This is a genomic window from Gemmata sp., assembly GCF_051859125.1.
In the GTDB taxonomy this organism is placed as follows: Bacteria; Planctomycetota; Planctomycetia; order Gemmatales; family Gemmataceae; genus Gemmata.
The window spans coordinates 71,788-78,770 of sequence record NZ_JBHYGG010000035.1 but is presented as its reverse complement, the minus strand read 5'-3'; the positions used below and the strand labels follow the sequence as shown (position 1 = coordinate 78,770).

Genomic DNA, 6,983 nt, shown 5'->3' with positions numbered 1-6,983 from the left:
CCCCCGCCCCCCCCGCCCCCCCCCCGCCCCCGGGGGGGGGGTTGTGGGCGCGGCGGGGGGGGGGGGGTGGGGGGCCGCCACTCGACCCCGTTCCCGGCCCCGTCGACGCACCCGGGGCCGGGCTCACGCACGCCCCCTCACCCGCGACTCGAGGACTCGTCGCGACCTCTCCCCCCGGACGGGGGGCGAGGTGTGGCGCGCCGGCCTCTTCCTGAACGAACCCACCCGCCTCGCTGCTGAGACGCCCGACCAGCCCCACCTCGCCCCCCGTCCAGGGGGAGAGGTCGCCGCGCTTCGCGGCGGGTGAGGGGGCCGCGCCGTCGAGATCGTACGGCGCGCACGCTTCACCCGGGTTCGCCGCGTCGCTCGTCGGCGCGCTCGGGTCGGTCGGCGCGTTGGGCACGAGGTCGCCGGTGGCGTCGGGGTCGTCGGGCGGGAGGTCGCCGGGGTAGACCAGTTCGCCGGCGAGCCGGCGCTTCCACACGACCAGGGAGGCGTAGCTCCGGTCCCAGAACTCGTCCGGGTCCACCTTCTCGTACACCTCGCCCAGCCGCGCCAGCTCCTCGTCGACCTGCTTGGCGAACCACCGCTGGCGGGCGATCCGTGCGTCGTCCAGCGTCGCGAGCCGCGGGTCCGGCGGGGGCCGCTTCGCGCGCTCCTTCGCCCGCGCGTTCCGGTGCCGGGTGAACGTGTTCTCGATCCGGCACAGGGCCTCGGCCGCCTTCTGCCCCTCCGACGGGTTCCCGGTGCGGAGCTGCACGCGGAGCACGAGCATCGACTCGGTCAGCGTGTCCTGCATCAACTCCCGCCGCGCGGCGGCGAGTCGGCGTCGATAGACCGGGTTGCCGCGGCACAGCGCCTTCAGCTCCTCGGGGTCGATGTCGAGGGTGCGGGCGGTGGCGGTCCAGGTCCACCCGTCGGCGCGGAGGTCCGCGGCGCGGGCGTACACGGTCTCCATGTCGAGGGTGGCGGTGGGCATCGGGGCACGCGGGGGGTAGGAGAGTCCAAAGTGAACCCAGGGTTTGCACCCTGGGTCCGATGGGCTACGCACTGTCGTCCCTCCGGGACTTGAAGCATGTAGCCCCCGAAGGGGGCGGCAGTCCGTAGCCCAGGGTGCGAACCCTGGGTCCGATGGGCTGGGTTCTGGGGACGTGTGTCTATTTGTACATGCCGAACGATCCCGGTCGCGTCAAACCCGAATTGCGGAAAAGCGCGGGCCGCGGCGTCACTCGGTGTGGCCCCACACCTGGACCCCGAACCCGTTCAGGTCGAGGTCCTCGCCCTTCTCGGACTCGCCGACGCCGCCGCGGTCGAGCGACAGCCGCAGGTACGCCCAGAAGCTCGCCTTCTCGCCCTGCATGTCGTACCCGGCCGCGTCCACGTCGGCCTCCAGGAGCCACCGCCACCCGCGGCGCTCCTCCTTGCCCCCGTCGGTGGCCTCCTCCTGCCACCCCTTGAGTACCCGCGACAGGTGCTGGACCGCGGCCTTCCACCCCTTGGCCTCGGTCACGTGGATCCGGACCTCGTCGGCCGCGGCCTCGACGCTCGCGTTCGGGATCGCCCGCAGGGACTCGAACAGCTTGTGCTCCAGGGCCGAACACCGCCACGGGGACCACAGGTAGAACGTGACCCCGGGGGCGTCCATCGAAAGCCCGAACAGCTCGACCCGCATGGCGTGACTCCGCGCCCCGATCGTGGGGCCCGCTATGATACCCTGTACGTCCCCTCCCAGTTTACGACGCCCCGCCGCACCCGCCCCTGCAACCTGCCATGAACTTGCCGACGACCGTCGAGTACCCCGTTATTGCCGTCGGCGACCTGCACGGCCGCGTCGAGTGGCTCGACCAGCTGGTCGCGAGGCTGGAGCGGCTCCCCGAGTGGCCCGCGGCCCGGCTCGTGTTCCTCGGCGACCTCGTGGACCGCACCGACACGGTGAAGCAACTCGTCTCGCGGGTCATGGAACTGATCGCCGCGAAGCCCGGCAGCACCTGCGTGATGGGGAACCACGACCTCGCGCTGGTGGGGGCCGCGGGGCTCGGGGACCGGCCGCCGGCCCCGTTCTGGGTGCAGCGGTACGGAGCGGCTTACGACCACAAGTGGACGTTCCGCAGCTACCTCGACGGCGCCTCGCCGGACTACCTCCCGGCGGGCCAGTGGGAGCGGGAACTGGAGCGGCTGCGGGCCGCCATGCCCGCCGAGCACCGGGCGTTCCTCGCGGGGCTGCCGTGGGTCGCGGAGGCCGCGGGGCACGTGTTCCTGCACTGCGGTCTGTCGCCCGAGATTGACTGCCCGCCGGCAGTCCAAGTCGAGTGCCTGAAGCGGAAGGTGTGGGACCGGGCGGCCGTGAACCCGCGGTTCGGCACGACGACCGACCGCCTGTTCACGCCAGACTACCCGGTGTGGCTCGGGGCCGACCGCAAGCTCTCGGCCAACCCGCTGCCGTACCCGGGGAAGGTGCAGGTGACCGGGCACGAGAGGGTGCCGCGGCCCGACGCAAACGCGGTCCGCGTCCGCATCGACACGAGCGGCGGGGTCGTCGAGCCGCTCACGGCGTGCCTGCTCCGCGGCCCCGGGCTGCCGCCCGAGTTCGTCTTCAGCACCGGGTGACCGGTGGGGTCACGCTTTGAAGCCGTTGAACCCGGCCACCCCGCCGACCACGGCGACGACGGCGATCCCGATGGCGATGGCGATGGCGATGACGATCAGGTACTGGAACAGCGTCACGAGGCACGCCCGCCCGAACGAGGTCGGCAGCATGCCCGACGTGATGAGCGACGCGACGAGGAACGTGGCGGGCAGGGAGATCAGGTTCGCCACCATCTCCGCCCCGCCGGCCCCCGCGCCCCTGGCACCGAACCCGGCCTGCGGGTTGGCACCGAAGCCGCCCCGCTGGTTGGCACCGGCCCCTCCCCCGGCCACGCCCACCACCGCGACCACGATGACGAGTTGGATCACGAAGTTGGCGATCCCGGCGAGGAGGACGACCACCATGGCCTGGCCGATGCTCGGCACGGGAATGCCGGTGTCAACCTTGTAGCGGCCGTACCGGGGGCGGCGGTGGTCGCCCTCGTACTCGTCCTCGTAGGGGTCGGCCGCCGGGGCCTGCCCCCCGCCGACGCACATGTTCGCCAGGGACACCGCGCCCCGCAAGATGACGGCCCCGATCAACAGGCCGATCGGGATCGCGACGATCATCAGAACACAGACGAACCCCGCTGCTGCTCCACCACCCACGGGACACTCTTGGTTAGGCGACCGGTCGGGCGCGGCACTCGGGCGAGCGTGCGACCTCACGTGTAAGATTGTTTGAAATGGTACTGATTCTGCCCGCGTTCGCAACAACAAAGTGGCCTACCCCAGCACCGCGGCACGGCGCGGCCCCTATCCCAGCGCGGCGGCGACCAGGCCGGCGACGAGGGCGGCGAGCACGAGGAGGACGAGGTACACGAGGGCCGCGGCGAGGGCGGCCCGCCGCACCGTGGTCGGGAGCATCGCGACCAGCAGGCCGACCAGGGCGGCGAACCCGACCAGGGCCGTGAGCGCGTAGACCAGGACCTGGACCGTCCCGTCGTCGGAGGCGTCGAGCCCCTCGAACAGCACCACCCCGAGCACGTACAGGGCGACCGCGTTCGCCGCGGCGGCGAGGAACACGATGAGCATGCCGCGGGCGACGCCGGGCTCCGGGACCGGCGGGACCCCGACGGTGACGCGGATCTCGTCCGCGTCGTCGGGCGAGTCCCAGTCCCACCCGACCACGGTCTCGGTCTGGTTGGTGCCGATGACCCGGTTCGTGATCGCGACCGCGGCCCGCAGTAGGGCCGCCGCGACGAACAGGGCGAGCAGGAGTGCCCCGAGCGAGACCAGCATTCCGACGCCGGCGCAGAGCATGGGTGGTCGGCCCCTCGGGTGCGGCGGTCACGCGGCCGCGTGCGCATCATACCGCCCGGCGTGCTCGCGGGCGACGGGGCCGGTTGCAAGAGGATGTGGGAGTGGGGCGAACCCTGAGCGCGAGCGAGGGGGTGGGCCTTAACCCCCTCGCTCGCGCTCAGGGTTCGCCGGCACCGTTGCGCCGTTCCAAAAGGGCACCCGTTGATAGAACACACGGGTGCGGGTCGCGAACGAGCCGGGGGAACGGATGCTGCGCTCGGTGCCGGGACGGTTGGCGGTCATGATGTTCCTCCAGTACGTCGGCCTCGGCGCGTGGATCGTCCCGCTCACGCGGTACCTGCCGGCGGCCCCGGACCGGGGCGGGATGGGGTTCGTCTCGACCGAGGTCGGGGCGGTGTACATGACGCTGGCCCTGGGCGGGCTCGCGGCCCCGTTCGTGGTCGGCCTGCTCGCCGACCGGTGGTTCGCGACCGAGCGGGTGATCTGCGGGGCGCACCTGACGATGGCCGCACTGCTCGCGCTGGCGGCCCGGTGGTGCCAGGCCCACAGCGGCCCGGCCGCCGACCCCGGGGTCGCCGTCGGCCCGCTCGTCGGCCTGATGCTGCTGTACTCGCTCGGGTACCAGATCACGCTCACCCTCACCAACGTCATCAGCTTCCGCAACCTGGTGAACGCCGAGGGGTCGTTCGGGTACGTGCGGCTCGTCGGCACCTTCGGGTGGATCGTCGGCGGGCTCGTGGTGGGGTGGGTGCTGGAGCCGGTGTCGGCCGACCCGCTGTACTTCGCGGCCGCCTGCTCGGTGGCGATGGCCGCGTACTCGCTCACGCTCCCGCACACGCCGCCCAAGGGGTACGGCCGGCCGGTCCGCGAGGTGGTCGGGCTGCCGGCACTGAAGATGCTCGGGGACCGCTCGGTGGTCGCGTTCGCCGCGGTGCTGTTCCTCGGCAACATGATGAACCAGTTCTACACGCTGTTCACCGCCCCGTACCTCGAGGACCTGGGCGCGGGCCGCCCCGGCGGGCCGATGGCCGGGTGGAAGCCCGAGGTGCTGATGACGCTGGCCCAGTGGTGCGAGATGGGGTGCATGGCCGCGACCCCCTTCCTGGTGCGGCGGTACGGGATCAAGTGGATGATGGCCGCGGGGTTCGCCGGGTGGGTGCTCCGCAACGGGCTGCTGTACTCCGGGAACGTCCCGCTGGTGGTGGTCGTCGGGCTGCCGATGCACGGGTGGAGCTACGCGTTCTTCGCGATGGTCGGGTCGCTGTTCGTGGACCGCAAGGCCCCGGAGCACCTGCGGGCCGGCACGCACGCGCTGGTGACGTTCGTCTCCAGTGGCCCGGCGGTGCTGCTCGGGAACTTCCTCGCCGGGCAGGTCGTCGCGGCGAACCGCGTGGGCCGCGCCACCGACTGGGACGCGGTGTGGATCGTGCCGTTCGTGGGCTACGCGGTCGGGCTCGCGGTGTTCGTGCTGCTGTTCCGCGAACCGCCGCCGCGCGCGGAAGGCACGAAGCACGAAGCACGAAGCACGAAGTGAAGACCGAGATCGGTGGCACAGGCCTCTGGCCTGTGCGAGCGCCAGCACAGGCCAGAGGCCTGTGCCACCACGGAATCTGGGGCACCGCAGACCATGACCGAGGACGACCGCAAGCGCCGCGCCCTGACCCACGTGGGCGGCCGCATCGACACCGCCGGCGACGCGCCCGACGCGAAGCTGCTGGCCCACGCGGTCGACGTGCCGCCGTCCACCGACGCCGACGGCGACCCGTCGCGGGCGCACGTCCACGGGTTCCACACGTACCCGGCCCGGATGCACCCGGACACCGCGGCGCGGCTCGTGAAGGCGTTCTCCCCCGAGAAGGGCCGGGTGCTCGACCCGTTCTGCGGGTCCGGGACGGTGCTGGTCGAGGCGATGATCGCGGGCCGCAACCCGCTCGGCACCGACCTGAACCCGCTCGCGGTGCGGCTCGCCCGGTGCAAGACGCGGCCGCGGGAGGAGGCGGAACTCGAGTACCTCGTCGAGAAGGCCATCGAGTGCTCGGCGCACGCCGAGGAGCGCCGCCGAACGAAGGCCGGCGCGACCCGCCGGCTCCCGCAGGAGGACGTCGAACTGTTCGAACCCCACGTCCTGCTCGAACTCGACTCGCTCCGCGACAAGGTGATGTCGTTCCACGGCGACCGCACGCAGCAGGACCTGATGCTGGTGCTGTCGTCGGTGCTGGTGAAGCTCTCAAAGAAGCGCGGCGACACGGCGACCGGCACGGCCCCGCGGCGCACGTCGCCGGGGTTCGCGTCGAAGGTGTTTCTGCAGAAAGCGGGGGAACTCGCGCGTGCGATGTCCGCGTTCCGGAAGCTGCTGCCGACCCCGCTCCCGAGGCCGGCGTTCGTGAAGCCGGACAACGCGACCGAGCTGACGTCGCTGCCCGCCGGGCCGGTGGACGCGGTCATCACGTCGCCGCCCTACGCCGCGACCTACGACTACCTGGAGCACCATTCGATGCGGCTGCGGTGGCTGGGCCTCAGCACGGCGGCGCTGCAGCGGGGCGAGATGGGGTCGCGGTCGGCGTACCGGCGCATCCCGCCCGCGGCCGCAGCGGGGGAGTGGTCGCGGGAGTTGTCGCGGTTCTTCACCGCGGTGAGCCGGGCTCTGAGGCCGGGCGGCCCGCTCGTCCTGCTCATGGCCGATTCGGCGGTCGGGCCGGTGGCGCTGCGGGCCGACGAGATCGTGGCCGAGACCGCCCGCGCGTGCGGGTTCTACCCGGCCGCGCGGGCGTCGCAGGTCCGCCCGCACTTCCACGGCCCGACGATGGCCGCGTTCCGCGCCCGCCCCCGCGCCGAGCACGCGATCCTGCTGCGGAAGACGTAGCGGGTCGGTCACGGGAGCAGATCGGCGTTGGGAATGGTGCGTTTTCAGCCCCGGAGGGGCGGCGGATGGTGGCCAGGGGTGGAGCGCGTCTTCGAGCGGGAACCCCTGGTCCGGGGCGACCCGCGTTGCGCCGGGGACCAGGGGTTTGCCCGAAGCGGGCCGCACCCCTGGCTACCATCCGCCGCCGCATCCGCGGCTCCGAACCGCTGCATCATCCCTTGCCCAGCACGAG

6 protein-coding genes and 1 pseudogene are annotated in these 6,983 nt (G+C 72.5%); 3 read left to right on the top strand and 4 right to left on the bottom strand.

All coding sequences use genetic code 11. The features are described 5' to 3' along the window. Together ACTIGN_RS05160 and ACTIGN_RS05155 are read right to left on the bottom strand one after the other, a co-directional pair. Window positions 1-979, bottom strand: a pseudogene (locus tag ACTIGN_RS05160) (hypothetical protein); the annotation flags it as partial. Between the two features lie 246 nt (window positions 980-1,225). After that, complete coding sequence (locus ACTIGN_RS05155) at window positions 1,226-1,672, bottom strand: hypothetical protein (RefSeq protein WP_439621735.1); 447 nt, start codon at window positions 1,670-1,672, stop codon at window positions 1,226-1,228. A 98-nt stretch (window positions 1,673-1,770) separates the two neighbouring features. Here ACTIGN_RS05155 and ACTIGN_RS05150 point away from each other — a divergent pair, with 98 nt between their 5' ends. Beyond that, window positions 1,771-2,607 (top strand): metallophosphoesterase, encoded by an 837-nt coding sequence (locus tag ACTIGN_RS05150; protein ID WP_439621734.1) that lies wholly within the window; start codon window positions 1,771-1,773, stop codon window positions 2,605-2,607. Window positions 2,608-2,616: 9 nt separating this feature from the next. On the opposite strand, the gene ACTIGN_RS05145 is transcribed toward ACTIGN_RS05150, so the two are convergent. Together ACTIGN_RS05145 and ACTIGN_RS05140 are read right to left on the bottom strand one after the other, a co-directional pair. After that, window positions 2,617-3,195, bottom strand: a complete 579-nt coding sequence (locus tag ACTIGN_RS05145; protein WP_439621733.1) for a hypothetical protein — start codon at window positions 3,193-3,195, stop codon at window positions 2,617-2,619. Window positions 3,196-3,381: 186 nt separating this feature from the next. Continuing rightward, window positions 3,382-3,888 carry a hypothetical protein gene (locus tag ACTIGN_RS05140; RefSeq protein WP_439621732.1) on the bottom strand — a complete coding sequence of 169 codons (507 nt, stop codon included), beginning with the start codon at window positions 3,886-3,888 and terminating at the stop codon, window positions 3,382-3,384. A 247-nt stretch (window positions 3,889-4,135) separates the two neighbouring features. Between ACTIGN_RS05140 and ACTIGN_RS05135 the strand changes: the two genes are divergently transcribed. Both ACTIGN_RS05135 and ACTIGN_RS05130 read left to right on the top strand, forming a co-directional pair. Beyond that, window positions 4,136-5,422: an MFS transporter gene (locus tag ACTIGN_RS05135; protein ID WP_439621731.1), complete on the top strand. Its 1,287-nt coding sequence runs from the start codon at window positions 4,136-4,138 to the stop codon at window positions 5,420-5,422. A 93-nt stretch (window positions 5,423-5,515) separates the two neighbouring features. Then, window positions 5,516-6,751 carry a DNA methyltransferase gene (locus tag ACTIGN_RS05130; RefSeq protein WP_439621730.1) on the top strand — a complete coding sequence of 412 codons (1,236 nt, stop codon included), beginning with the start codon at window positions 5,516-5,518 and terminating at the stop codon, window positions 6,749-6,751. Window positions 6,752-6,983: the final 232 nt, after the last annotated feature.